The organism is Flavobacterium ajazii (assembly GCF_010614725.1).
GTDB classification, from domain to species: domain Bacteria; phylum Bacteroidota; class Bacteroidia; order Flavobacteriales; family Flavobacteriaceae; genus Flavobacterium; species Flavobacterium ajazii.
Genome location: NZ_JAAEHL010000002.1, coordinates 57165 through 80004 on the forward strand (window position 1 = coordinate 57165; position 22840 = coordinate 80004).

Below are 22840 nucleotides of genomic sequence, written 5' to 3' on the forward strand. Positions count from 1 at the left end.
GTATCAATTCAGGTTTACAATGGTTGTTACTTTGCTTCAACAAAACGAGTTAATACTTTGATCTGCAGGTTAAAACAAAAGTACAAAACTAGTTCAATTAAAAGTGCGGAAAACCGTAAGACGGACTTTATCCGGGAAGTATAAATAAAATTTTACTGTTCTGCGCACTTCACTTCCCAACCAAAATTAGGTATTGCCAAACAAGATCTGGACAGAATCCGGACAGCAATACCCATTTCTAATCTTAAAAAAATTAATAAAATGAAAAAGATTTTTTTACTGGGAGCGTTTGCGCTATTGACAACTACATTATTTTCTTGTACAGCTGATGAATATGAAACTGAGGCTAAAGACACACCTACATATGCAGACGGCCCTGGAGACTTGCCAATAAAAGTTCCGCCACCTCCTACAAAATAATGGTGTGCATGAAAATTAATTATTATTTTCAGTGTATAATTTTTAAATCCAAAAAACATGAAAAATTTATTTTTATTGGGAGCGTTTGCGCTATTGTCTACTACTCTGTTTTCCTGCACTGCAGATGAATACGAAACTGAAACTGAGGCAAAAAAAACAATTAATCCTATAACGCCAACATACGCAGATGGGCCTGGAGATGATCCGGTAATTCCGCCACCGCCACCACCAAAATATTAGTCATTTAATCTTTTAATTTATAATTAATTAGTACATTCGGGGAAAGTAAATTCTATGTTACGATCCCCGTTTTTTTGTTTCCTCATTTTCCTTTTACTCCTTTCGTGTACGAAAAAAACAACAATTATCCTTAATAAGGAGTCTTTAAAAAAGGAAGCTGTTGACCTAAGGAATAAAGGAATATCAAGCATGGAGAAAAGAAGCTTTAATACTGCTTTCTACAATTTCAACAAATCGAAAATAATCTTTGAAAAAGTAAAAGACAGTACCAATATTGTTTATAATCTTATCCAAATGGCTTCCATCCAACAAATCAACGGCGATTATTATGGCAGCAAAGAAACTCTGACAGAAGCATTACCCTATCTTAAAAAAAAAGACATTTATAGTGCTTCCATCAATAACTTTTTCGGAATTGCTGATAAAGAGCTTTCTCTTTATCGCGATGCTATTTATTATTACAAAGAAGCCATAAAAGATTGTACAGATGAAATATCAAAACAATCTCCTTTAAATAATATTGCAGTAGTTTACATTCAGCAGAAAGAATACAATAAAGCAGTTCATATTTTAGAATATATATTAAACAAAAAAATTATTGATAAAGACCCTGCCAGTAAAGCACGTGTATTAGACAATCTGGGTTTTGCTTATTTTAAAAAAGGGTGGAATGAAAAAGGACTTATATGGATGGACCAAAGTTTGGAGTTAAATAAAAAAGCCAAAGACCCTTATGGATATATTGAAAGTAATTTGCATCTCTCTGAATATTATTTAAAAAGAGATGTTAAAAAATCAATTCAATATGCTCAATATGCATATCAAACTGCAACAAAATTTAATAGTATAGACGAACGCTTAAAGGCATTATCATTTTTAATCTCTAATGGTTCGGGAACTAAATATGCGCAAAAGTATATTATCTTAAACGATAGTATAATTAAGGTAAGAAACAACTATAAAAACAAGTTTGCCAAAATAAAATATGACTCTAAAAAAGAAAAAGACGAAAACCAGAAACTCCGGTTAGAAAAAGCAGAAAATTTATTAGCGCTTCAAAAAGCAGAATACCAAAGAATCTTTTTCATAATAGGAATTATTTTCTCGTTCTTTTTAATTGCATATTTAATAAAACGTCATAAAAACAAAACCCGCCTTGTCGAAATAAAAACGGCTTACGATACCGAAACCAGAATTGCCAAGAATATCCATGATGAATTGGCCAATGATGTTTTTCATGCTATTACTTACACTCAAACCCAATCTTTAACTTCAGAAAATAACAAGGAAACCTTATTACAAAATCTAGATCATATTTATTCCCGGGTTCGCGGAATATCCAGGGAAAATAGTAATGTTGATACCGGCCCTAATTATGCACTCAACTTAAAAGAAATGCTTTCAACTTATAATAGCAGCAGTACCAATGTTATTATTACAAACATTGAAAAGATAAACTGGGACAACATAGATGATGAAAAAAAGGTTACCACCCATAGAGTACTTCAGGAATTAATGGTCAATATGAAAAAGCACAGCGAAGCTCCTTTGGTTGCTATTAAGTTTGAAAGTAAATCAAATTTAGTGTCTATCAATTATACGGACAACGGAAAAGGCTGTGAAAAATCAAAAATTACAAAAAATGGTTTGCAAAATATGGAAAACCGTATTCTGGCCATAAAAGGAACAATTACTTTTGATACTGAACCTAATAAAGGTTTTAAAGTAAAAATAACAATGCCTAAATAAAAGCCTATGTTTAAAAAAGTAATAATAGCGGAAGATATTGATGCTATTAATTTAGGAATCCAGGAAGTCTTAAAAGATTTAAATATTGTCAATTTTCAACATTCAAAATTTTGTGACGAAGCATTTTTGAAAATCCGAAAAGCCATTCAGGACAATGACCCTTACGATTTATTAATCAGTGATCTTTCATTCAAAACAGACCATCGTGAAGTAAAAATTTCAAGTGGAGACGAGCTAATTCAAAAAGTACGTGAAGTACAGCCCGGTATTAAAATCATAGCCTATTCTGTAGAAGATAAAGGTTTCCGGATTAAATCTCTTTTTGATAACATCGGAATTGATGCTTTTGTCCTTAAAGGCTTAAACAGTATCGAAGATCTTAAAAAAGCAATTAACATAATTTCGACTTCAGACCAAAAATTTATTTCTCCCGAAGTTGCCTCTTCATTGCAGGAAAAGAACAACTACGAAATTGACGATGTTGATATTCAAATTCTAAAACATTTGTCTGCGGGTACTTCACAGGATGAAATCATAGAAATTTTTAAAAACTCAAACATTAAACCCAACAGCAAAAGCGCTGTCGAAAAAAGACTGTCTAAACTTAAAGACTTTTTTAAAGCAAACAATACCGTTCATCTGGTTTCGATTACAAAAGATATGGGGATAATTTAATTTCTCCTCATTATATTTTTTAAGCTCCTTCGGGGGCTTTTTTTATGGCTGAAATTTAAAATTCACGGATTATGGTTTTCCGTAAAATATTGATTTAAAACAGGTTTAAGTTTGAATTATCAAAATCAATAACTAATTAAAACTTTTTAAATCATGAAAGATTATTACGTAAACAACACTGCTCAATCAAACGGAGACCATGAAGTTCATACCGAAGATTGTATCTATTTACCATCGAACAGAAAATATTTAGGCGCATTTTCAGATTGTAAATCTGCCGTTACTGAGGCTAAAAAAACTTATTCAAAATCAAATGGCTGTAAAACTTGCTGTCCTGCATGCCATACCAGCTAATCTATCATGGGCTTTCGATTTCAAAAAAGAATTAAGCTTGGAGGCGGACTCGGACTAAATATTAGCAAATCCGGAATTTCTCCGAGCTTAAGAACAAAAATGGGAACATTTAGCAGTAAAAAATATTCTGTTAAAACCGGAATACCCGGAGTACGATATCAAAGCAGTGGCTGTCTTGTCCTGTTTGTCTTCACTGGACTTTTTGCATTTTTAATTTACACACTCTAAAATATAACTACTACACATGATAACACTAGAACTTAAAAGCCATTTTCTAAGATTGTATCAAATGGCATTATCAGATGATCACTTTGATGTTTTGGAACTTCAAATGCTCTACCATTTTGCAGATGAAAGAGGAATTCCAAAAGAAGAACTTGACAAACTTTTTTTAAATCCTGTCAATACCGATTTTATAGTTCCCGAAGCCTTAACTACAAAAATTGAATATCTGTATGATCTGGCAAGAATTATCTGGGCTGACGAAAAAGTAACGGATGACGAATTGAATATGCTTAGAAAATATTGCAAAAAATTTGATTTCGTTGAAGAAAACATCAATGATTTGTCTGACTATCTGATTGATTGTGTCCAGAAAAACATTGGTAAAGAAGAAATTATTAGTCAACTAAACCCTTAAGCCATGAAAACACTTTCACAATTATTTAGTTTAAAAAAATCTACAGATTCTTCTTCTAAACTTTTCGAAGAAAATGAAGAAGACAGAGAACAAATCAGAATTACTTATTATCAGAGCGGTTTCGCTGCTTCAATAAAAGCAACGGGCAAACCAATTGTCCTGAAAGCCTGCTTACAAAACTTATACATGAGTTTTGAAGATCAGTGCCGAAAACAAAAATTAGAGCAGGACAAATTAAAACAGCCTTATCGTGAAGAACAGGAAAAGAATCGCACAGAACTCAAAAAGTGTGAAACTGCAATTGGGATTTACGAAAAGAAAGAACAGGATATCAACGAATCTGCTGATTTGATAAAAAATGAAATCATCGAAGTAAAACGTAATCCTGACAAATTTGGAATTGAAGATGGCAAAGGATTAAAAGCACAATTTTATATCGGTTTGTTTTTACTGCTTCCTATCACGCTTTATGTTTTGGTGTTTTATGTTTCTGCATCTTATTCTGCATTTTTTAAAGAATTCTCAAATGATAGTTTAACAGCTGCTATTTTCGACGCCGATGCCTTAACAAATTCTTTTAAGGCAAGCTGGCTTGAAGGAGTCTTGGTAGTAACAATTCCTTTTGTATTCATGGGATTAGGCTATGTAATTCACATGGTACAAAAAGGAAAAGGAATTAAAAATGTCTTCAGAATGATTGCTCTTTTTGTCACCACCTTTTTATTTGATGCTTTATTGGCCTATCAAATCGAAAAGAAGATTTATGAATTCAATAAAACAACAGATTCTGCTCCTTACAACTTAAATATCGCTTTGGGCGAAGCTGAATTTTGGATGATCATTTTTGCTGGTTTTGTAGTCTATATTATCTGGGGACTTGTTTTTGATTTTGTAATGAAAGAATTTGAAAACATTGATAAAATCAGAGCTTTTATAAGAGGCAAAAAAGAAAATCTGATTGATTTAGAAAAACTGAAAGCCGAATACATCAATAAGATAAATGATTTCAAACAGCAGATTGTAACGGCAAACGGAAGGATTTCTGAACTTCAGTCTAAAATTGATGGATTTGTATTTCCGGTAAAAGAATACCTGCATTATCATCATCAATACAAAGAAGGGTGGTTTCAGGCCATAAATACCGAAATTGCTCTGGCACATAAAGAAAAAACAGAACTTCTGGAAAGCTGTGAGCTTCACTCTGAAGAACATCTTAGCAAATTAAACCTGGTCGATCCTGACTTTCAGCATTTGGTATATTCTAAAAACTAATCCTATGAACACTATTTTGAAAATATTTACCATATCATCATTACTCGTTTTGACATTTTCATGCAAACAGGAACCTGATAAAGATACAGAAGAGCTTAGCTCTAAAAATACTAAATCCGAAAATTATAATATTAGTATACTTCTCGATTTATCAGACAGAATTAGTACTGAGAAAAATTCTAACCCAACAATGGAATATTACCAAAGGGATTTAGGATACATAAAATCAGTTTCTGAAGCTTTTACAGCACATTTAAAATCAAAAAGAATACGCCAGATTGATGACAAAATGCAATTATTTTTTAATCCGGAACCTAAAGATTCTGATATTAATTCGATTTCGCAGAAGTTAAAAATTGTTATTGATAAAAATAATGCTTCAAAGGATTTACTAAATTCTATCAATGCAAATTATGCTTCACAGACTTCAAAAATATACGAATCAGCCATAAAGGACAACAATTTTATCGGCTCTGATATCTGGAGTTTTTTTGACACTAAAGTAAAAGACCAGTGCATAGAAAACGATGACCGAAATATCCTGGTTATACTGACGGATGGCTACATCTTTTATGACAATACTATAATGAAAGAAGGAAACCGTACATCTTACATTACTCCGGAATTAATTCGAAAGAATGGCTTAAATACCAAAGACTGGGAAAAGAATTTTGAGGGCAAGGATTTTGGTTTTATTAAAGCCGGTGATGATTTATCTAATCTGGAAGTTTTGGTTTTAGGTATTAATCCGAATCCAAATAATCCTTATGAAGAAAAAGTAATAAAAGCCTATTGGACAAAATGGTTTACCGAAATGAAAATCAAACATTTTGAAATCAAAAATGCTGATCTGCCTTCAAACATGGAGAAAATCATTAAAGACTTTATACTAGAAAAGAAATCCTGAATCGATTTTATTTAGAAAATAATAAATCAGCCTTTACGGATTTCAATAAAATACTGATTTTAATTGACTCTACATTTGAATTATTAATTTAAACCAACAACCAATGGAAATCAATATTCAACTAAAATCATTAGCCGATAAAATCAATCAGCTAAAAAACAAAATCGACACAGAAGAATCTACCAAACATGCTTTTGTATTGCCTTTTATAAACTCTCTCGGATACGATGCTTTTAATCCGCTTGAAGTTGTTCCTGAGTTTACCGCTGATCTTGGTTTAAAAAAAGGCGAAAAAGTAGATTATGCCATTTTCCAGAACGGAGAACCAATCATAATAGTAGAATGCAAAAGCTGGAAAGAAAAACTGACCATTCATAATTCGCAGTTATTTCGCTATTTCCATGTTACCAAAACCAGATTCGCTCTCTTAACAAACGGAATCAATTACCAGTTTTTTACCGATCTGGATGCTCCAAACAAAATGGATGAAAAACCATTTCTGGAATTTGACATCACAAATCTTAAAGAAAATACGATTAACGAGATTACCAAATTTCACAAATCTAATTTCGATGTAAATAATATTGTCAGCAATGCGAGCTCTTTAAAATATATCAAAGAAATCAAAAAGCAGATCAATGCAGAACTTGAAAATCCATCGAATGATTTCACTAAACTTTTTGCAAATAAAGTATATGTCGGAAGATTAACTGAAAAAGTAGTAGACGAGTTTAAGGATTTGGTTCAGAAATCACTTAGTCAATACATTAATGACAAGATTAATGACCGTCTCAACGCTGCATTAACAAAAGAAACAATTAAACAGCAGGATGAAGAAATAGTACCTGCCGAAGAAGATGGTAAAATCATTACCACTGAAGAAGAACTGGAAGCTTACAGAATTGTTGTAGCGATTTTGAGAAGAAAAATTCCGATTAAGAGAATTGTTCATCGGGACACACAATCGTATTTCGGAATTCTTTTAGACGATAATAACCGAAAACCGCTTTGCAGGCTACACCTTAACGGAGGAAAAAAATACATCAGCCTTTTTAATGATAACAAAACAGAATCCAAAACGGCTATTTTATCTATAGATGATATTTACCATTTCGAAAAAGAATTGCTGGATACCCTGGAAATTTATGATGGTCAGGTTCAGGTGTAAAACATTTATTTTAGAAAATTTAAGATCAAATATTTAATCTAATAAATCAAAAAAATTATGGAACATAAAGTAGTACCCTTCGCAGCTTCAATAGATAGAAAGAAAAATTCATCAGCCCAAATTGCAGAACAGTTAGAAAGTCTGATAAAACATTATTCTGAAAAAGACTGGCAATATGTCCGCGTAGAAAACATAACCACTTTTGTGCATGCAGAACATGGCTGTTTTGGATTTGGAGCAAGGCCTGCCCAAACACTCTTTACTCATTTAGTTATCTTTAAAAAATAGATGAAGTATTTAATCTTGTTTGCTGTTAAAATGTATTGGAACATTGTTCCGCAATCTAAAAGAAGAAAATGCATTTTTAAGAAATCCTGTTCAAATTATGTTTTTGAAATAACTCAAAAAGAAGGTTTTGTAAGCGGTTTAAAAGCATTCTGGTTTCGATACAAAAATTGCAGGAGCGGTTTTCAGGTTTTTAGAAATCCAATTAATGATAGCGTTCAAATAATTCTTCCCTCTCAGATTATAGTTGAAAGGGAAGAAATAGCGGAAAGATTAACTCTTTAAATTTCAAAATAAAAGGAAATATAAAATCAGGTATAAGTACTCATTTTAAACGGCCAGATTGTATTTAGATTTATCACAAATTGACTAAAAACAAATTCTAAAGTACTGACTTAAGCCAACTTTACTTTAAAAACCACGCTGCTTATGCTAAAGAACTACTCCATCCTGTCTTTACTATTTTTTACATTTTCCTGTAAAAAAGCTGATGCTCCTCCTCCACCGCAAATCAATTCTTTTTACAAAAAAGTGATTACGGCAGACGACCGCAAAACAATTACGCCCGAAGAAGCCAAAACATATCATGTTGACAAAACCTATCAATACGAATACAGAACCGGATATTCAGGACATTATGAATACAATTATGATGTAAAAGGGACCAATAGTAAAGGCGACTCTGTTTTCGGGAATATAAATGTGGAGGGAAAATACGGCGCCGGAATTTTAATTAATGACAGCGTTGGAGATATCGAAATCAACACAGAATGGATTTCTTACGGAAAGCTAAAAGCTTTTGATAAAAAAAGAAATGAATATTATTTAATGGTCAAATAAAAACGCCTCAGATGAAATATAACCTATTATTAATCCTGCTATTTGTTTCTCTTTCTTCTTTTCAGCCTGTGGAGAACAATGTATTTATATGCGGACCAACCGGCGCAAAAAAATATCATTATAAAGAAAATTGCCGTGGCTTAACCGCTTGCCGACATCAATTAACAAAAGTACCTCTTTCGCAGGCGCAAGGCTACGGATTAACGCTTTGTGGCTGGGAAGATTGAAATTCAAAACCTCTCCGAGTTAAATTCGGAGAGGTTTTGTTATTATCATTAGTTATCCTAAGCAGGTTCCCACAATTCAATTTTGTTGCTCTCCGCATCCATGATATGTACAAATTTGCCATAATCATAAGTTGCAATTTCGTCAAGGATAGTTACTCCGTTTTCCTTAAGTTTATCTATCAGACCTTCAATATTCTGAACGCGGTAATTGATCATAAAATCTTTTTTGGATGGCGAAAAATATTCATCTCCTTTTTGGAAAGGGCTCCACTGTAACGAGTTTATTTCTTCAGGTTTATTGACGTCGCGGGATTCAAAACTTGAGGTGCCCCAATCACTGATTTCGAAACCCAAATTTTTGGCATACCAGTCTTTTGTTTCCTGCGGATTATCTGAAAAGAAAAAAATCCCTCCGATTCCTGTTACCTTTGGTTCTAATTTATCTGTTTGCTTTTTTTGATCTCCCATAATTACTTTTTTAAGTTGTCAGAATCATCAACTAATATAATGAAATTCAATACATCTTAACTATTTCATCTGCTTTATATCGATAAGTAAAATACTTTCGAAAGCTGCATTTTAAGTTAAATATAAAAGACTTTATATATAACCTCGAAATAAAAAAACGGAAATAACTTTTGTCAGTTATTTCCGTTTTAATTCTAATTCAAAATAAATCTGGTATTCCCTTAAATACATTTTATCTGGTATAAACAGTAATAACACCTGTAGTCTTATCTTTTAATTTTAGTTCTTTGTTCGTAAGATTCATAATATCAGAAGTAGAACTTGTACTACCAACACTGATCGTTAAATCATTATGAGATCTTACATAAGTTCCTGTCGTTTCTGTCAAGGTACAGCTGGATCCATCATAATCACCAATTACTGCTGCATTACTCAGTCTTAAATCTAAGTAATCTTTATTACAGCCGCTTTCGTTTTCCGGTGCATCAAATAACACTTCATTTCCGTTAGTATCTGCTGATCCTACCTTGCTTAACTCATACTTTCCCTGAATTGGTACTATTGTTTCTCCGTCATTGTCTTCGTTACTGCAAGATGTTGTTGCGAATAACCCAAAACTTAGTGCTATTACGTATAAAAAATTTCTAGTTTTCATGTCTTTTTGTATTTAAATTATGTTTAATGCTAAATTACATTCAACATAAGCAAATGAGTTTCATAATTATAGAAATAACTTACATAATTGGTATTGTGGTCAAAAACACGTTTTTATAGCATCCACTGAAAGGATTGAGTAAATTATCTTACTGCTTATATTGCTCTCAAAGAAATCTGTAACAGATTAACTTCTGTTATTTCTGTTTTTTATCTATAGTAATCGTGAGCTTGTTTTTCTTTTGTTCTATGTTTACTATTTGTCCTTCTCTGAAACCCAGTTTTTCAAGCCATTTCCCTTCCAGCCTAATTTCAGGAATAGTGGTACCGCCATAAGTTCTGGCCTGATATTTTTTATGAATTTTGAGTTTTCTAAATCTGTTCATTGTTCCAGTGTTCGTTATTACGAACACAAGATACGTATTAATTTTAGATATTCGCTATAGTGAACACGAAAGAAGAAAAATATTTTAAGGATTTAGGCGAAAAAATTAAGCAATTGAGAGAGGCAAAAAATCTTGATCAGAAATCTTTTGCTTTTGATTGTGAAATTAGTAGAACTCAATTGCACATGATTGAAAATGGTAAAACAAATCCTCGATTACTAACCTTAATTAAAATCACAAACACTTTGGGGATTTCATTATCAAACTTAGTAGATTTATCTTAAATACCTCCGCGACTAAATCTGCAAAAAAATCTGATGCCCATTTGTAACGAGTATCAGATTTAGTTGTTTTCATTTACAGGACATAACCAATTTCCCAAATGTGTCCAAAAGGATCTTTTAGCTTTCCAATTCGCCATTCTTCTTCTGTAGTCATCGGGCATATTTCAGTTGCGCCAAATTTTAAGGCTTGATCAAACAACTCATCTGCATTTGGGGTTGTAAGAATTAATCTGACAGGACTATCGGATTCAGTTTTAGGACTTAAGTTGCCAAATTCCGGTTCTTCATCTCCAATAAAAAATGAGGCATTTTCGATAGCTAATTCAGCACTTATTTTTCCGTTTGACAATTCATATTTCGCTTTTTCGGTTGCACCAAACGCAGCAACGTAAAAATCAAGGGCTTTTTTACCATCATTTACTGTTAGAAATGGTTTTATACTTATTGTATTGTTCAGAGTCATTTTATAATGATTTTAATTGTTGTCTATATTTTTTTTGCAAAATCTGGTGCTCGTTTACAACGAGTACCTACTTACTTCAAACATAGGTTATAGCGTTTGCAACGCGGCTCATTTACCACAATGGTTCAATTGCAACATTACAAAAAACAGTATTATCTTCTTCGTAATTTCTATAACTGTTGTTTACATAATCCTGTTCATGAAAAACAATTTGGGCCTCTACAGGTTTCAAACAAGCATCAGATTGATCTCTTATCTAATTCTCAAAAAGTCTTCTGTCTCCAGTGTTTATTAGTTCAATTGCCTCCTTATATGTCAACGCTAATGGTTCTACAGTGTAACTGCTTAAAAACACACCTGATTCACTTTTTAAAAAACCAATCCAAAATAAGTTAATAGAGTGATCACAGAAAGGTATAAAATCTTCATCCTCATCTTCTTTATAATCTTTAAGTATTTTACTAAGAGGAGAAATCGACATCAATTCATTTGTAAAATCCCAATCCCGAAATCCATTTGCCAATTTATATAGCTCTTTAAAAGAATTTGGAAATGAAAAATTTAGTTCAGCTTCTATTTCTATTATCTCTTTTAGTGTTGCTGGAGGGTTAAGTTTTATTCCCATTTTTCTCCATCTTTCAACAACACTTCTAGCCCAAATCTCATCTTCGCATTGAGGCATATCCAAATTATTATTCATTGGGTTATTTTTATGGTTGCACCTTAACTCTTCTTCATATCAGCCAAAGAATGGCTACAATTCCATCTATTAAATGAATTTATACAATAAGAAATACTGGAATTAATTTCAGCTAATATAACAATCTTATTATTACAAAAGAAAATCAACATTCAAATCATCCACAAAAAAACCTCCCGAAAATTTCACTTTCCGGGAGGTTCAATCCTACAACTATTAATATAAAAAATGATATTATTTCCAGCCGCCGCCTAAGTCTTTGTAGACATAAACTGCTGCGTTGAGCTGTTCTTTTTTGGTATCTATCAATTCTAGTTTTGATTCTAAAGCATCACGCTGTGTCATCAAAACTTCGAAATAATCTACTCTTGCCGACTTAAACAAGTCATTCGATACCTCGATTGATTTATTTAAGGCGTCAACCTGTTGTGATTTTAAATCGTAACTTTTCTGTAAATTATCGATTTTAGAAAGCTGATTTGAAACTTCCAGATACGCATTCAAAATGGTACGGTCATAATTGTACAAAGCCTGAAGCTGTCTTGCATTGGCACTTGAAAACTCAGCCTTGATCGCATTTCTGTTAATCAGTGGCGCTGCAAGATCTCCTGCAAGTGAGTACAAAATAGATTCCGGAAATGTAAATAAATAAGACGGTTTAAAAGCCTGCACGCCAAATGCAGCCGAAATATCCAAAGAAGGATAGAATTCGGCACGGGCAACTTTTACATCTAATTTGGCTGCCACCAGTTCTAATTCGGCTTGCTTCACATCCGGGCGGTTCATCAGTAACTGAGACGGAATTCCGGAATTTACTTCAGCAGGCAATAAAGCCAAAAAATTACTATTGGTTCTTTTTACTTCCTGCGGATATCTTCCTAATAAAAAATTGATTTTATTCTCGTTCTCCTTAATTTTCTGAAGAATATCAAATTCTAAACTTTTTGAAGTCAATACCTCAGCCTGAAACTTCTGAACACCAAGTTCTGTAGCTCTTGCAGCCTGCTTTTGAATTTTTACGATTTCTAAAGCATTTGTCTGCAATTCGATCGTTTGTTTTACAATTTCCAACTGATTGTCTAAAGCTAATAATTCGTAATAGGAATCGGCAACCTCAGCAATCAGATTGGTAATTACAAAGTTTTTCCCTTCTACGGTTGCCAGATAGCGGTTTACTGCCGCTTTTTTAGAATTGCGCAGTTTTTTCCAGATATCTACTTCCCAATTGGCATAAGCAGCAATGGTAAAATCACCCAGCGGATCTGGAGTTTCTACCCCAGGTTTTATTTCTGTAGTAGCATCACCTGCACCCTGACTCGTGTAGCGCCCTACTTTTTCTAATCCCGCTCCGGCACGTACACCTACAGATGGTAATAAAAGTCCTTTTTTAACACGGATATCATTTTTTGCAATTTCGATTTCCTGCAGGGTAATATTTAACTCCTGATTATTTTTTAAGGCTGCATCAATTAAGTCAATCAGATTCTGATCTTTAAAAAATGTTCTCCACTTCATGGAACCTGTATTGACTGTGTCCAGGGTTTTCCCTGTTCCAAAAGATTCCGGAACAGGCGCACTTGCCGTTGCAGTCTCTGCTACAGGAGCTTTACAGCCCACTGCAGCAAGACAAAGACCTAATGCAATACTATATTGATATGCTTTGAATTTATACATGATTGTTGTCAATTTCTTCAGTTAATGGATTTTCTTCTTCATGTTTCACCAGTTTATACTTCTCGGCAATTCTTCCAAAAATGTAATACAGTCCCGGAATCACAAATACCCCGCAAATGGTTCCGATAAGCATTCCTCCTGCTGCTGCAGTACCAATGGTTCTGTTTCCAATTTTACCCGGACCAGTCGCAAAAGCAAGCGGCAATAATCCGGCAATAAACGCAAACGAAGTCATCAAAATCGGACGGAACCTAGCTTTTGAACCTTCCATTGCAGCTTCCAAAACTGATTTTCCTGCGGCATGTCTTTGAATAGCAAACTCTACAATCAGTACGGCATTTTTACCCAGCAATCCAATAAGCATTACCATGGCAACCTGAGCATAAATGTTGTTTTCTAATCCTGCGAATTTCAATAGAAGGAAAGCTCCGAAAATACCTGCCGGCAATGAAAGAATTACAGATAATGGCAAAATGAAACTTTCGTACTGAGCTGCTAAAACCAGATACACGAATCCTAAACAGATTAAGAATACCCAAATGGCCTGATTTCCCTGAGCCACCTCATCGGCAGAGATACCTGCCCAGTCAATATCATAACCTCTTGGCAGTTTTTTGGCTGCCACTTCCTGAATCACCTTAATCGCTGTTCCGGAACTGTAACCCGGAGCAGGACCACCACTGATCTCTGTAGACGTGTACATATTGTGTCTCGTAATTTCTGAAAGACCGTATACTTTTTCCAGTTTCATAAAGGCTGAAAACGGTACCATTTCGTCATGATCATTTTTTACATACAATTTCAAAATATCATCCGGCTGAGCACGATATTCCGGTGCTGCCTGAACGATTACTTTATAGTTGATTCCGTATTTAATGAAACTGATTTCATAGTTACTACCTACAAGCGTTGATAAAGTGTTCATCGCATTTTCGATAGAAACTCCTTTTTGCTGTGCCAGATCATTGTCGACTTTCATCATGTACTGAGGGAAACTCGCACTAAAGAAACTGAACACGTTAGATAACTCAGGACGTTTGTTCAGTTCTTCAACAAACTCTTTATTTACCTCTTCCAGTTTTTTGAAATCACTTGTACCGGTTTTATCCAATAAACGAAGCTCAAATCCTCCAGCTGCTCCATATCCCGGAACTGCCGGTGGCTGGAAAAATTCGATATTGGCTCCCGGAATATCTTTTGACTTTTCTTCCAGTTCAATCATAATTTCCTGAACAGATTGCTTTCTGTCGTTCCAGTCTTTCAGGTTGATCAGACAGGTTCCGGCATTTGCTCCTGTACCTTCCGTCAAAATTTCATAACCAGCCAATGATGAAACTGATTTTACACCTTCTATACCTTCGGCTATTTTTTGTAACTGCTCTGCAATATTATTTGTTCTTTCTAATGATGAACCCGGAGGAGTCTGGATAATCGCATAGAACATTCCCTGATCCTCATTCGGAATAAATCCAGAAGGAACCGTTCCGCTTATTAACCATGTTCCGGCGCAAAATCCAAGAAGTGCAATAACTGTTACCGCTCTTCGGTTTACAATTTTTGCCAGTACATTTTGGTATTTTCCCTGAGCCAGGTTAAACTTGTTATTGAAACCATCGATAAACCTGTTTACCGGAGTTTTCTTTTTAGGTTTACCGTGATTATTTTTCAGCATCATCGCACAAAGAGCCGGCGTTAAAGTCAAAGCCACAATACCCGAAAGTATAATTGCAGTTGCCATTGTAATTGAGAACTGTCGGTAGAAAACTCCCACAGGACCTGACATAAAGGCAACCGGAATAAATACTGCCGCCATTAAGAAAGTGATTGCAATAATGGCCCCCGCAATTTCATGCATCGCTTTTTTAGTAGCCTTAAATGGCGACAGATGTTCTTCTTCCATTTTGGCATGGACGGCTTCGATAACGACAATAGCATCATCGACGACGACTCCAATTGCCAATACTAAAGCGAATAACGTAATTAAGTTAAGCGAAATATCGAAGAAAGTCATGAATACGAATGTTCCCACCAATGAAACCGGAACCGCAATTGCCGGAATAACCGTAGAACGCCAGTCTCCTAAGAAAAGGAACACTACCAAACCTACCAGAATAAAAGCTTCAACCAAAGTGTGAATTACTTTTTCGATAGAAGCATCAAGGAATTTAGAAACGTCATACGAGATTTCATAATCCATTCCTTTTGGAAATTTGGTTTTAATTTTTTCCAGTTTGGCTTTTACATCTTCAATAACCTGATTCGCGTTACTTCCAAAAGATTGTTTCAATACAATTGCCGCAGATGGTTTTCCGTTCAGGTTCGAATAAATATCATACATTGAACTTCCGAATTCAATATTGGCAATATCTTTTAAACGTAAAAGTTCTCCATTAGGATTAGATCTTACGACAACATTTCCGTATTGTTCTTTGGTTGTAAAACGTCCTGAATATTTCAATACGTATTCAAATGCCTGAGAACGCTTACCGGAACTTTCCCCTGTTTTTCCCGGAGATGCTTCCAAACTCTGGCTGGATAATGCTTCCATTACCTCTTCGGCAGAAATTTTATACGCCAGCATTCGGTCCGGTTTTAACCAGATACGCATGGCATATTCACGAGTACCTAAAATATCTCCCGATCCAACACCGTTTACCCTTTTTAACTCTGACAGTATATTGATATCTGCATAGTTATAAAGGAACTTCATGTCGGTATTTTTATCAGTACTGTAAAGATTCACGTACATCAACATACTTGGTACCTCACGGGTAATCTTTACCCCTTCTCTCACTACCAAAGGAGGCAATTTATTGGTTACCGAAGCCACACGGTTCTGAACATTAACCGCAGCCTGATTCGGATCTGTACCTAAATTAAAGACTACCTGAATACTTGCCTCACCATCATTTCCGGCGTCTGAGGTCATATATTTCATTCCCGGAACACCATTTAAGGCTCTTTCCAACGGAATAATAACCGATTTGATCATCAGCTCTCCATTCGATCCCGGGTAATCTGCCGTAATATTAACCATCGGAGGAGATATAGAAGGGAATTGCGTAATAGGTAAACTGATTACAGACAACACCCCTAAAAAGACAATTATCAGCGATATTACTATCGACAGTACAGGTCTTTGTATAAATTTATTAAACATCTGTTTGCTTTTTTAATGATTGAACTAAGAGAAAGTTTAAAATTGTTTCAGGTTTCAAGTTTCAGGTTTAAGCTCAACTTGAAACCTGAAACTTGAAACAACAAAAACAAAAACCTATTCTGCTTTTAATCGTAAATTGTTGATTACCTTTTGCGGAGCGATGTAACCGTAATTGATTTTGTCATCTTCTTTTACTTTCTGAACCCCTTCCAGTAAAATTTTATCATTTTCAGTAAGTCCGCTGCTGATCACATATAAATCCGGGATTTCGCCTGTAATCGTGATTTCTTTTGAACTTACTTTATTGTTTTTACCAACTATGAATACGTATTTTTTATCCTGGATTTCATAGGTTGCTTTTTGTGGAATCACAATAGCATTTTTCAACGGAACCAGCATCTGAACTTTTCCGGTTTCACCGTTTCTAAGCAGTTTTCCATTATTGGCAAATCGTGCTCTAAATGCGATATTTCCGGTTTCATTATCAAATTCACTTTCAATAAGTTCTACTTTTCCTTTGTATTTAAAAGATTCGCCATTCGCCAGAAGTAAGTTTACATTATTTCCGGCACGGTCTTTTACATTAGTCTGATATTGCAGGTATTCCGGCTCAGAAACATTAAAATAAGCAAACATCTGACTGTTGTCAGAAAGGCTCGTCAACAATTCTCCTTCATCAATAAGGCTTCCTAATTTCAACGGAATACGGTCAATCGTTCCGTCAAACGGAGCTCTGATTTCAGTAAATGATAAATGAAGTTTTGCCAGTGCCACTTCTGCTTTTGCCGACTGCAGTTTTGCCTGGGCAACGCTTAATTCGTTTTTAGAAACAATATTTTTATCTGCCAGGGTTTTGGCGTTTAAAACTTCAATCTCTGCAGATTTTTGTTCTGCCTGTGCTTTCAGTAATTCTGCCTGATACATATTTGGCATGATTCTGAACAATAACTGGCCTGCTTTTACAAACTGACCTTCATCAACATAAATATTTTGTAAAAACCCTTTTTCCTGGGCACGAATTTCGATGTTTCGTACAGAACGTATCTGCGAAACATACTCTTTGGTAAACGAAGTATCAATTTTTACAGGATTAGTTACTGTAAATTTTTCCGCTTCCTCTTTTTCTTCTTTTTTAGATGTACAACTGGTTAGGCACACTAAGGCAATTAAGCCTGTGAAAACAATTCTTTTCATGATTTAAGTATGGAAATTAAGCGATTGAATGCTTGGAATGCAAAGATTCCTTTAGAGGTAAAAGCATCAGTAACCATAGTCAGAACAGAACTGTCCCATGTGAAGAAATAAAATATACATCACGAGATATGAATATGCTCATAACTCAGGCAACCGATGTATAATATTTATCAGATTCTTAAAACGCGCTGCGTAATGTAAATAGGATTTGAATAGCCACAGAATGGCACAAAGAATTTGAAATGGCTGTAATAATTAATCGTAATCTGATCTGAGAATGTCAGATACCAGCTATCAAGCAGACTATAATTTGCAGCAAAAACTTTACCGCCTAAATCATTTTTAAGAGAATCACCGCCCAGAAATTCCTCATCAAGATCAACGTCAGCTTCTTCAATGATAGAAGTTCCCTGCTCGTGGGTGATATACTTTACGCGGTGTTTGTGTTCGTAAGTGTGATGAGAATTTTGGTGTGTACCGGCATTAACATATTGCCCTCCGCCAAGCAGAAGGAAATTCATGAATACCAGAAATACAATTATTCTTCTCATATTGGTTGCGAAAGTAAGCAAAGAATCGAAACAAAAAAATAAATTTTAATAAGGTTTAACAACTAAAAACGAACGAAAACGTTTTCAATCACTAATTATAAATTTAACAATTCAATTTTCAGATTTTATTTGTAAAAAATAGAAGACTTTTTCTTCAATCGCTCTATAAAAGCTTTTAAATTGATTTTAAATAGTTTACCTTTTAATTTAATTGATAAAAAATATCTTCCCATGTCGTTATCGGCAAAAAAACACAAAATTTTAAAGTTTTTTATCATATATTTGCCGATAACGGCAGTTTAAATAAACTATGAGATATATTTCAGTTAGTGAGTTTGCTAAAAAATGGAAACTATCCGAAAGGACTGTACGTCACCATTGTGCTACAGGAAAAATAAATGGAGCTTTCCTTACTGGTAAAACATGGAACATTCCCGAAGATACCGCATTAGCTGAAAAAGGAAACAAAAAATTCAGTAATAACATATTGCTCAATCACTTAAAAGAGCAAAAAGAAATGAAACTAAAAGGTGGTATTTATCATCGGACACAAATTGATTTTACTTATAATTCCAATCGTATTGAAGGAAGTAAACTTAGTCAAGAACAAACACGTTTTATTTTTGAAACTAATACAATTGGAGCTTCTAAAGAAAGTGTGAACGTAGACGATATTATTGAAACTTCCAACCACTTTCGCTGCATCGATTTGATTATTGACAAAGCAAAAAGCAAGCTTACAGAAGGTCTAATTAAAGAGTTACACTTTTTATTGAAATCAGGCACATCAGATAGCAGAAAAGATTGGTTTAATGTTGGTGATTATAAAAAACTGCCTAATGAAGTTGGAGGTAATGAAGCTTGTCCTCCTAATAAAGTTTCCGCAAAAATCAAAGAGTTACTTTTTAACTATCATAAAAAAGAAAAGAAAACCTTTGAAGATATTATTGCTTTTCATCAGCAATTTGAAATCATTCATCCCTTTCAGGATGGCAATGGTCGCGTAGGAAGATTAATTATGTTTAAAGAATGTCTTGCCAATAATATTGTTCCTTTTATAATTGATGAAGAACTAAAACTATTCTATTATAGAGGCTTACAGGAATGGAATCTTGTGCAGGAATATCTTTTAGACACTTGTCTTACCACTCAGGATAACTATAAATCTCTCCTTAATTATTTTGAAATAAACTTTAAATAAATGATCCTCTATACATAAAATTTAATTCTTACTTTCCATTTTTTTTAAGCAAAAGACTCACTCTTGCAAAAGAAATATTTCTATATTCGTTTCATATTAATTTAAACCCCAAATTAGTTTTTATGAAACACGTATTACTTACTTTATTTTTTATGGCAACCTGTTCAGTATGGTCACAATCAGCAAATGATTATTTCGACAAAGCAATGAAAAAAGCTGAAACAGGAAATACAAAAGGTGCTATCGCAGATTATACTAAGGCAATCAGCAAAAACCCTAAATTTGTAGAAGCTTACCAAAACAGAGGCGTTGCAAAATTTAAACTTGAAGATTTAAAAGGTGCTTTGGCCGATTTTAACAAAACTCTGGAATTAGATGACTTTAATTCCGGTGCATATTCCGGAAGAGCAAATGTCAATTACAAATTAATGAATTATCCTGATGTAATAAAAGACTGTACAATGTCAATTAGCATCAATCCAAAAGATTATGTGGCTTATAACCTTAGGGCTTTAGCATACAATAAATCAGGTGACAAAAAAAATTGTTGCAAAGATTTTTCTAAAGCAATAGAGTTAGGAAGTCAGAGCGCTATTAAAAACAGAGCTACTTTCTGTAAATAGAATATTTTTAATAAATCGTATACAAAGCAATCTGTAGAATTTAACTTTTTACAGATTGCTTTTTTTGTATAAAACAGGGTCTTATCAACCTAATCCTTACATTTGTTCAAAATAAAAACAAATGGCTCTTTTAAAAAAAATAAACCATAATTTTCAAACAGATCAAAATTCAGGTTTCGGTACCAATGCGAACAGTTACGGCGGACGATTTGTAAATAAAAACGGAACCCCTAATATCGAAAAAAGAGGCATGCATTTGTTACGCAGAATCAGCTGGTATCATACCATGATTGATATGCCCAACTGGAAATTCATGCTTATTCTGTTTATATTTTATATTGTAATCAATTTTCTTTTTGCAATTCTTTATTATGTAATCGGAATTGAGCATCTTGACGGAATTGCACAATCTCAAAGTATATGGACACAATTTGGCCAGGCATATTTCTTTAGTGCCCAGACTTTTACAACAGTTGGCTACGGACATATCAGTCCGACAGGATTTTTAACCAGTGCCCTTTCTGCTGCAGAAGCTTTAATAGGTCTTTTAAGTTTTGCCATTGCGACTGGTTTATTTTTTGGAAGATTCAGCAAACCGACAGCCTTTTTAAAATTTTCGCATCATGCCTTAATTTCTCCTTATGGAAAAGGTAAAGGACTGATGATTCGTCTTGTTCCTTTTAAAAATACCAATTTTACAGATGCTAAGGCAAAAGTGACTCTCGGAATGACTGTGGAAGAAAACGGGAACCTCACAAACAAATTTTATAACCTTGACTTAGAACTGGATCGAATTAATGCCCTCTCTTTGAGCTGGACATTAGTTCATCCCATTACAGAAAACAGCCCTTTATATAATTTTACTGAAGAAGATTTCAAAAAAAATCATGGTGAAATTTTGGTATTCATTACCACTTTTGATGATATGTTTAGTAATACAGTTGCTGCCAGAACCTCTTATACTTTTAATGAAATTATCTATGGAGCAAAATTTCAGACCATGTATAACCGAAGCAAAAACGGTTCAAAAACCATTTTACATCTGGACATATTAAACAATTTTGAGAGAATAACCTTCTAATACTATCATTTTAAGCCTTCCATAAGGGTTTTTTCAGATTTTATTCTATTTTTGTTTATCCAATTGCAAAAAATGATAAACAATATTAAGACCGTTTTCAGTATAAAAGATCTTGAAAACTTATCCGGAATCAAAGCGCACACCATCAGAATATGGGAGAAAAGATACAATGTCCTTGAACCAATGCGTACCGACACCAATATTCGGTTGTACAATATTGCCAGTTTACAAAAACTCTTAAACATTACGCTTCTTCACGAATACGGATACAAAATATCCAAAATAGCTACTTTTCCTGAAGAAAAAATTCCGCAGCTGGTTCGCGAAATTACGACCAAAAAAAATTCAAAAAACTACGCTATCAATTCTTTTAAGATGGCTATGATGAATTTTGATCAGGAATTGTTTTTCAACACATTCGACTGGCTAATTTCAGAGAAATCATTTCAGGAAGTTTTCAAGGATCATTTCCTGCCTTTACTGAAAGAATTAGGCTTATTATGGCAATCCCAAACCATAAGCCCGGCCAATGAACACTTCATGAGCCACCTTATTAAGCAGAAAATATTAATTTATACTGAAAGCCTTCAGATTCTGAAACCAACCAGAACCGACAAGGTATTTGTGCTTTCACTACCGATGAATGAAGTACATCAGATAGGTTTGCTGTACATTCAGTACGAAATTCTATTAAGGGGTTACAAAGCAATTTATTTAGGCGAAAGTATGCCGATAGAAAATCTTCAGGACCTTACCAGACATTTCAATTCAATAACTTTTGCTACCTTTATGACTATTCAGCCTGATCCTAATTTTGTTAATCAGTATGTAAAACTGATGGAACAAAAACTGCTTTCTGAAGACAATGAAATCTGGCTAATGGGAAAAATGACGAAACACATAAACAGAGAAAACTTATCCGAAAGAACATTTGTTTTTGACTCCATGGAGGAAACTATTCTTAAATTATAAGTTTTTATACATTTCGTTAAACCAATTTCAATAACAGATTCAGGCTGTCAATTGATATCGTATCGTTATGAAATTATACAAAATAGAAACCGTACAATATATAAATGCCAGCATTTTTCAATGCTGGGACTTTTTTTCGAGTCCAAAAAACCTGCAAACCATAACACTCGACAACATGAGTTTTGAAATTCAGGATTTTGATGACAAGCGAATGTATCAAGGACAAATTATCTCCTATACTTTAAAACCACTTTTGGGAATTAAAATTTCCTGGGTTACCGAAATTACTGCCTGTCAAGAAAATCTTTATTTCTTAGACATTCAGCGATTTGGCCCTTATAAATTATGGCACCACAAACACTTTTTTGAACCTACAGAAGATGGCAGGACGAAAATGACAGATATTGTTCATTATGCATTACCACTCGGAATTTTAGGACGCCTCATGAACCGGTTAGTGGTAAAAAATAAATTGAAAACCATTTTCGAATATCGTCGTAATAAGATTGATGAATTGTTTAATCCAAAATTATAATTACAGATTTTAAGTTTAAACACATAGAAGCATAGATTCTGTTTGTGGCTAAAGGCATTTCACTTGTATTAAAACACATAACTATGTGTTGAGAAATATGTTTCTTCTTTACATCCT

Annotated in this window: 29 protein-coding genes; 20 read left to right on the plus strand and 9 right to left on the minus strand. The window is 33.9% G+C overall.

Annotation, left to right across the window (positions count from 1 at the left end; all coding sequences use genetic code 11):
- Nucleotides 1-261: 261 nt before the first annotated feature.
- From GWR14_RS23705 to GWR14_RS02890, 14 genes are all read left to right on the plus strand, one after another.
- Complete coding sequence (locus GWR14_RS23705) at nt 262-420, plus strand: hypothetical protein (RefSeq protein WP_187356521.1); 159 nt, start codon at nt 262-264, stop codon at nt 418-420.
- A gap of 57 nt (nt 421-477) precedes the next feature.
- Nucleotides 478-660 (plus strand): hypothetical protein, encoded by a 183-nt coding sequence (locus tag GWR14_RS02830; protein ID WP_163407537.1) that lies wholly within the window; start codon nt 478-480, stop codon nt 658-660.
- 189 nt (nt 661-849) lie between these two features.
- Complete coding sequence (locus tag GWR14_RS02835; RefSeq protein ID WP_317165154.1) at nt 850-2409, plus strand: tetratricopeptide repeat-containing sensor histidine kinase; 1560 nt, start codon at nt 850-852, stop codon at nt 2407-2409.
- 6 nt (nt 2410-2415) lie between these two features.
- The gene (locus tag GWR14_RS02840; RefSeq protein WP_163407541.1) at nt 2416-3084 is read left to right on the plus strand and encodes a response regulator; all 669 of its coding nucleotides are present in this window, start codon (nt 2416-2418) and stop codon (nt 3082-3084) included.
- A gap of 153 nt (nt 3085-3237) precedes the next feature.
- The gene (locus GWR14_RS02845; protein ID WP_163407543.1) at nt 3238-3438 is read left to right on the plus strand and encodes a hypothetical protein; all 201 of its coding nucleotides are present in this window, start codon (nt 3238-3240) and stop codon (nt 3436-3438) included.
- 6 nt (nt 3439-3444) lie between these two features.
- The gene (locus GWR14_RS24095) at nt 3445-3666 is read left to right on the plus strand and encodes a DUF4236 domain-containing protein (RefSeq protein ID WP_163407545.1); all 222 of its coding nucleotides are present in this window, start codon (nt 3445-3447) and stop codon (nt 3664-3666) included.
- 16 nt (nt 3667-3682) lie between these two features.
- Nucleotides 3683-4078: a hypothetical protein gene (locus tag GWR14_RS02855; protein ID WP_163407547.1), complete on the plus strand. Its 396-nt coding sequence runs from the start codon at nt 3683-3685 to the stop codon at nt 4076-4078.
- A 3-nt stretch (nt 4079-4081) separates the two neighbouring features.
- Nucleotides 4082-5350 carry an ABC transporter permease gene (locus GWR14_RS02860; RefSeq protein WP_163407548.1) on the plus strand — a complete coding sequence of 423 codons (1269 nt, stop codon included), beginning with the start codon at nt 4082-4084 and terminating at the stop codon, nt 5348-5350.
- 4 nt (nt 5351-5354) lie between these two features.
- Nucleotides 5355-6257: a hypothetical protein gene (locus tag GWR14_RS02865; protein ID WP_163407550.1), complete on the plus strand. Its 903-nt coding sequence runs from the start codon at nt 5355-5357 to the stop codon at nt 6255-6257.
- Nucleotides 6258-6360: 103 nt separating this feature from the next.
- The gene (locus GWR14_RS02870) at nt 6361-7425 is read left to right on the plus strand and encodes a type I restriction endonuclease (protein WP_163407552.1); all 1065 of its coding nucleotides are present in this window, start codon (nt 6361-6363) and stop codon (nt 7423-7425) included.
- A gap of 57 nt (nt 7426-7482) precedes the next feature.
- Nucleotides 7483-7713, plus strand: a complete 231-nt coding sequence (locus GWR14_RS02875; protein ID WP_163407554.1) for a hypothetical protein — start codon at nt 7483-7485, stop codon at nt 7711-7713.
- Nucleotides 7714-7995, plus strand: coding sequence for a membrane protein insertion efficiency factor YidD (gene yidD, locus GWR14_RS02880; protein WP_163407555.1), 282 nt, complete (start codon nt 7714-7716; stop codon nt 7993-7995).
- A 144-nt stretch (nt 7996-8139) separates the two neighbouring features.
- Nucleotides 8140-8550: a single stranded DNA-binding domain-containing protein gene (locus tag GWR14_RS02885; protein WP_163407556.1), complete on the plus strand. Its 411-nt coding sequence runs from the start codon at nt 8140-8142 to the stop codon at nt 8548-8550.
- A gap of 11 nt (nt 8551-8561) precedes the next feature.
- Nucleotides 8562-8777 (plus strand): hypothetical protein, encoded by a 216-nt coding sequence (locus GWR14_RS02890; RefSeq protein WP_163407557.1) that lies wholly within the window; start codon nt 8562-8564, stop codon nt 8775-8777.
- A 57-nt stretch (nt 8778-8834) separates the two neighbouring features.
- On the opposite strand, the gene GWR14_RS02895 is transcribed toward GWR14_RS02890, so the two are convergent.
- From GWR14_RS02895 to GWR14_RS02905, 3 genes are all read right to left on the minus strand, one after another.
- Complete coding sequence (locus tag GWR14_RS02895; protein ID WP_163407558.1) at nt 8835-9245, minus strand: VOC family protein; 411 nt, start codon at nt 9243-9245, stop codon at nt 8835-8837.
- Nucleotides 9246-9477: 232 nt separating this feature from the next.
- Nucleotides 9478-9900, minus strand: a complete 423-nt coding sequence (locus tag GWR14_RS02900) for a lipocalin family protein (protein WP_163407559.1) — start codon at nt 9898-9900, stop codon at nt 9478-9480.
- 196 nt (nt 9901-10096) lie between these two features.
- Nucleotides 10097-10285, minus strand: a complete 189-nt coding sequence (locus tag GWR14_RS02905; RefSeq protein ID WP_163407560.1) for a SymE family type I addiction module toxin — start codon at nt 10283-10285, stop codon at nt 10097-10099.
- Between the two features lie 59 nt (nt 10286-10344).
- Here GWR14_RS02905 and GWR14_RS02910 point away from each other — a divergent pair, with 59 nt between their 5' ends.
- The gene (locus GWR14_RS02910; protein WP_163407561.1) at nt 10345-10569 is read left to right on the plus strand and encodes a helix-turn-helix domain-containing protein; all 225 of its coding nucleotides are present in this window, start codon (nt 10345-10347) and stop codon (nt 10567-10569) included.
- A 73-nt stretch (nt 10570-10642) separates the two neighbouring features.
- On the opposite strand, the gene GWR14_RS02915 is transcribed toward GWR14_RS02910, so the two are convergent.
- The 6 genes from GWR14_RS02915 to GWR14_RS02940 all read right to left on the minus strand — a co-directional run bounded on the left by GWR14_RS02915 (nt 10643) and on the right by GWR14_RS02940 (nt 18311).
- Nucleotides 10643-11032: a VOC family protein gene (locus GWR14_RS02915; RefSeq protein ID WP_163407562.1), complete on the minus strand. Its 390-nt coding sequence runs from the start codon at nt 11030-11032 to the stop codon at nt 10643-10645.
- A 256-nt stretch (nt 11033-11288) separates the two neighbouring features.
- Nucleotides 11289-11732, minus strand: coding sequence for an SMI1/KNR4 family protein (locus tag GWR14_RS02920; RefSeq protein WP_163407563.1), 444 nt, complete (start codon nt 11730-11732; stop codon nt 11289-11291).
- Between the two features lie 234 nt (nt 11733-11966).
- Nucleotides 11967-13406 carry a TolC family protein gene (locus tag GWR14_RS02925; RefSeq protein ID WP_163407564.1) on the minus strand — a complete coding sequence of 480 codons (1440 nt, stop codon included), beginning with the start codon at nt 13404-13406 and terminating at the stop codon, nt 11967-11969.
- Nucleotides 13399-16566 (minus strand): efflux RND transporter permease subunit, encoded by a 3168-nt coding sequence (locus GWR14_RS02930; RefSeq protein ID WP_163407565.1) that lies wholly within the window; start codon nt 16564-16566, stop codon nt 13399-13401. Before GWR14_RS02930 ends, GWR14_RS02925 begins: the two co-directional genes overlap by 8 nt.
- A 114-nt stretch (nt 16567-16680) precedes the next feature.
- The gene (locus GWR14_RS02935; protein WP_187356522.1) at nt 16681-17760 is read right to left on the minus strand and encodes an efflux RND transporter periplasmic adaptor subunit; all 1080 of its coding nucleotides are present in this window, start codon (nt 17758-17760) and stop codon (nt 16681-16683) included.
- Between the two features lie 170 nt (nt 17761-17930).
- Nucleotides 17931-18311 carry a hypothetical protein gene (locus GWR14_RS02940; RefSeq protein WP_163407566.1) on the minus strand — a complete coding sequence of 127 codons (381 nt, stop codon included), beginning with the start codon at nt 18309-18311 and terminating at the stop codon, nt 17931-17933.
- 310 nt (nt 18312-18621) lie between these two features.
- Here GWR14_RS02940 and GWR14_RS02945 point away from each other — a divergent pair, with 310 nt between their 5' ends.
- The 5 genes from GWR14_RS02945 to GWR14_RS02965 all read left to right on the plus strand — a co-directional run bounded on the left by GWR14_RS02945 (nt 18622) and on the right by GWR14_RS02965 (nt 22723).
- Entirely contained in the window at nt 18622-19512 is an 891-nt protein-coding gene (locus tag GWR14_RS02945) for a Fic family protein (RefSeq protein WP_163407567.1), read from the plus strand.
- Between the two features lie 122 nt (nt 19513-19634).
- A complete protein-coding gene (locus GWR14_RS02950) occupies nt 19635-20135 on the plus strand; it encodes a tetratricopeptide repeat protein (protein ID WP_246236268.1) in 501 nt (166 codons plus the stop codon).
- A 121-nt stretch (nt 20136-20256) separates the two neighbouring features.
- Nucleotides 20257-21216, plus strand: a complete 960-nt coding sequence (locus GWR14_RS02955; protein ID WP_163407568.1) for an ion channel — start codon at nt 20257-20259, stop codon at nt 21214-21216.
- A 72-nt stretch (nt 21217-21288) separates the two neighbouring features.
- Complete coding sequence (locus GWR14_RS02960; RefSeq protein ID WP_163407569.1) at nt 21289-22188, plus strand: MerR family transcriptional regulator; 900 nt, start codon at nt 21289-21291, stop codon at nt 22186-22188.
- Nucleotides 22189-22255: 67 nt separating this feature from the next.
- Nucleotides 22256-22723, plus strand: coding sequence for an SRPBCC family protein (locus GWR14_RS02965; protein WP_163407570.1), 468 nt, complete (start codon nt 22256-22258; stop codon nt 22721-22723).
- Nucleotides 22724-22840: the final 117 nt, after the last annotated feature.

What these genes read in the sequence shown, in the direction of transcription:
- GWR14_RS23705 (WP_187356521.1), top strand. Translation starts at nt 262, where the DNA reads ATGAAAAAGATTTTTTTACTGGGAGCGTTTGCGCTATTGACAACTACA.
- GWR14_RS02830 (WP_163407537.1), top strand. Translation starts at nt 478, where the DNA reads ATGAAAAATTTATTTTTATTGGGAGCGTTTGCGCTATTGTCTACTACT.
- GWR14_RS02835 (WP_317165154.1), top strand. Translation starts at nt 850, where the DNA reads ATGGAGAAAAGAAGCTTTAATACTGCTTTCTACAATTTCAACAAATCG.
- GWR14_RS02840 (WP_163407541.1), top strand. Translation starts at nt 2,416, where the DNA reads ATGTTTAAAAAAGTAATAATAGCGGAAGATATTGATGCTATTAATTTA.
- GWR14_RS02845 (WP_163407543.1), top strand. Translation starts at nt 3,238, where the DNA reads ATGAAAGATTATTACGTAAACAACACTGCTCAATCAAACGGAGACCAT.
- GWR14_RS24095 (WP_163407545.1), top strand. Translation starts at nt 3,445, where the DNA reads ATGGGCTTTCGATTTCAAAAAAGAATTAAGCTTGGAGGCGGACTCGGA.
- GWR14_RS02855 (WP_163407547.1), top strand. Translation starts at nt 3,683, where the DNA reads ATGATAACACTAGAACTTAAAAGCCATTTTCTAAGATTGTATCAAATG.
- GWR14_RS02860 (WP_163407548.1), top strand. Translation starts at nt 4,082, where the DNA reads ATGAAAACACTTTCACAATTATTTAGTTTAAAAAAATCTACAGATTCT.
- GWR14_RS02865 (WP_163407550.1), top strand. Translation starts at nt 5,355, where the DNA reads ATGAACACTATTTTGAAAATATTTACCATATCATCATTACTCGTTTTG.
- GWR14_RS02870 (WP_163407552.1), top strand. Translation starts at nt 6,361, where the DNA reads ATGGAAATCAATATTCAACTAAAATCATTAGCCGATAAAATCAATCAG.
- GWR14_RS02875 (WP_163407554.1), top strand. Translation starts at nt 7,483, where the DNA reads ATGGAACATAAAGTAGTACCCTTCGCAGCTTCAATAGATAGAAAGAAA.
- yidD (WP_163407555.1), top strand. Translation starts at nt 7,714, where the DNA reads ATGAAGTATTTAATCTTGTTTGCTGTTAAAATGTATTGGAACATTGTT.
- GWR14_RS02885 (WP_163407556.1), top strand. Translation starts at nt 8,140, where the DNA reads ATGCTAAAGAACTACTCCATCCTGTCTTTACTATTTTTTACATTTTCC.
- GWR14_RS02890 (WP_163407557.1), top strand. Translation starts at nt 8,562, where the DNA reads ATGAAATATAACCTATTATTAATCCTGCTATTTGTTTCTCTTTCTTCT.
- GWR14_RS02895 (WP_163407558.1), bottom strand. Translation starts at nt 9,245, where the DNA reads ATGGGAGATCAAAAAAAGCAAACAGATAAATTAGAACCAAAGGTAACA.
- GWR14_RS02900 (WP_163407559.1), bottom strand. Translation starts at nt 9,900, where the DNA reads ATGAAAACTAGAAATTTTTTATACGTAATAGCACTAAGTTTTGGGTTA.
- GWR14_RS02905 (WP_163407560.1), bottom strand. Translation starts at nt 10,285, where the DNA reads ATGAACAGATTTAGAAAACTCAAAATTCATAAAAAATATCAGGCCAGA.
- GWR14_RS02915 (WP_163407562.1), bottom strand. Translation starts at nt 11,032, where the DNA reads ATGACTCTGAACAATACAATAAGTATAAAACCATTTCTAACAGTAAAT.
- GWR14_RS02920 (WP_163407563.1), bottom strand. Translation starts at nt 11,732, where the DNA reads ATGAATAATAATTTGGATATGCCTCAATGCGAAGATGAGATTTGGGCT.
- GWR14_RS02925 (WP_163407564.1), bottom strand. Translation starts at nt 13,406, where the DNA reads ATGTATAAATTCAAAGCATATCAATATAGTATTGCATTAGGTCTTTGT.
- GWR14_RS02930 (WP_163407565.1), bottom strand. Translation starts at nt 16,566, where the DNA reads ATGTTTAATAAATTTATACAAAGACCTGTACTGTCGATAGTAATATCG.
- GWR14_RS02935 (WP_187356522.1), bottom strand. Translation starts at nt 17,760, where the DNA reads ATGAAAAGAATTGTTTTCACAGGCTTAATTGCCTTAGTGTGCCTAACC.
- GWR14_RS02940 (WP_163407566.1), bottom strand. Translation starts at nt 18,311, where the DNA reads ATGAGAAGAATAATTGTATTTCTGGTATTCATGAATTTCCTTCTGCTT.
- GWR14_RS02945 (WP_163407567.1), top strand. Translation starts at nt 18,622, where the DNA reads ATGAGATATATTTCAGTTAGTGAGTTTGCTAAAAAATGGAAACTATCC.
- GWR14_RS02950 (WP_246236268.1), top strand. Translation starts at nt 19,635, where the DNA reads ATGAAACACGTATTACTTACTTTATTTTTTATGGCAACCTGTTCAGTA.
- GWR14_RS02955 (WP_163407568.1), top strand. Translation starts at nt 20,257, where the DNA reads ATGGCTCTTTTAAAAAAAATAAACCATAATTTTCAAACAGATCAAAAT.
- GWR14_RS02960 (WP_163407569.1), top strand. Translation starts at nt 21,289, where the DNA reads ATGATAAACAATATTAAGACCGTTTTCAGTATAAAAGATCTTGAAAAC.
- GWR14_RS02965 (WP_163407570.1), top strand. Translation starts at nt 22,256, where the DNA reads ATGAAATTATACAAAATAGAAACCGTACAATATATAAATGCCAGCATT.